General features: G+C 59.8%; 2 protein-coding genes. One reads left to right on the top strand and one right to left on the bottom strand.

The window, feature by feature from the left end; all coding sequences use genetic code 11:
- On the bottom strand, nucleotides 1-363 hold a 363-nt coding region (locus tag J2Y63_RS35420; RefSeq protein WP_435269841.1), incomplete at its 3' end, for a MarR family winged helix-turn-helix transcriptional regulator.
- A gap of 44 nt (nucleotides 364-407) precedes the next feature.
- On the opposite strand from J2Y63_RS35420, the gene J2Y63_RS35425 reads away from it, so the two are divergent.
- The coding region (locus J2Y63_RS35425) for an FAD-dependent monooxygenase (protein ID WP_435269842.1) at nucleotides 408-1,243 on the top strand (836 nt) is incomplete at its 3' end.

Here is a 1,243-nt window from a genome sequence, read left to right on the forward strand (position 1 = left end):
ATCGATCTTGTCGGTCATTGCCTTGCCCTTCGCCGTGACAACAACTTCATTCACGCGACGGTCAGCCGGGCTTTGCCTGCGTTCGGCAAGCCCGAGGCTCTCCAACTTCGCGACCTGCCGACTAACTGTGGTGTAGTCCCTCCCGACGCCGGCCGCCAATTCCACAATGCCGATCGGTCCCCGCCGCTCGATCCCGACAAGGAGCGGGAAGAGGGCTCGATCTAGGGCGATTCCCGCCTCCCGAACGAGCGCCTCGTCACGCTGGGGCCGATTCATGAGCGTGACGATGTCGATTAGCGAACCGTGCAGTTCACGGACCTTTTCGCTGATATGTGTAAGTTGCACATTATTCCTTGACGGCATGGCGCATCTCCTATTATGTGCATAATACACACATGGAGAGCGACATGACAAACGAATTCGAAGCAGATGTGCTCATCTGCGGCGCGGGAGCGGCTGGCCTGACGCTAGCAATAGAATTGGCGCGGCGGGGGGTCTCTTTCCGCCTGATCGACAAGAAGCGCGAACCGTTCCCGGGCTCGCGAGGCAAGGGGATTCAACCTAGGACGCAAGAGATCTTCGAGGATCTCGGTATCCTCGATAAGATCGTCGCGGCCGGGGGCGTTTACCCAAGGATGCGAGAATATCGCGACGACGGTAGCTTCATGGAGAGAGATTTTGGGGGGCGGGTTCAGGCGACACCCGCGGAGCCGTATCATATTCCGCTGATGATCCCGCAATTTCTGACGGAACAAATCATGCGGGACCGGCTGGCGGAACTGGGTGGGCGGGTTGAGTTCGGATGCGAGCTGACGGGCTTCGAGCAAGATGGTAATGGAGTTACGGCCCATCTTTCTCGTTCGGGCGGAGCGGAGACGGTTCGCGTACGCCATCTGATCGGCGCGGACGGAGGTCGCAGCTTCGTACGACACGCACTTGGTATCGCGTTCCCCGGCAAAACCCTGGGCGTGCGCGCGATTGTCGCTGACGTTGGCCTGACCGGCCTAAGCCGTGATGTTTGGTGGCAGTTCAACACCGGTGACATGCAGCGGATGGTTGCCATCTGCCCGCTCATGGGTACCGATCTGTTCCAGATACAGGCGCCGGTCTCTGCGGATGGGGACCCGGACCTTTCAGCAAATGGTTTGGAAAAGCTGATCGTCGAGCGGACGGGCCGCAACGAGGTGAAGGTCCACGACGTCAGTTGGGCATCGGCCTACGCTATGAACGCCCGACTAGCCGA

The sequence above is a fragment of the Shinella sp. BE166 genome (assembly GCF_051201095.1).
Taxonomy (GTDB): domain Bacteria; phylum Pseudomonadota; class Alphaproteobacteria; order Rhizobiales; family Rhizobiaceae; genus Shinella; species Shinella lacus.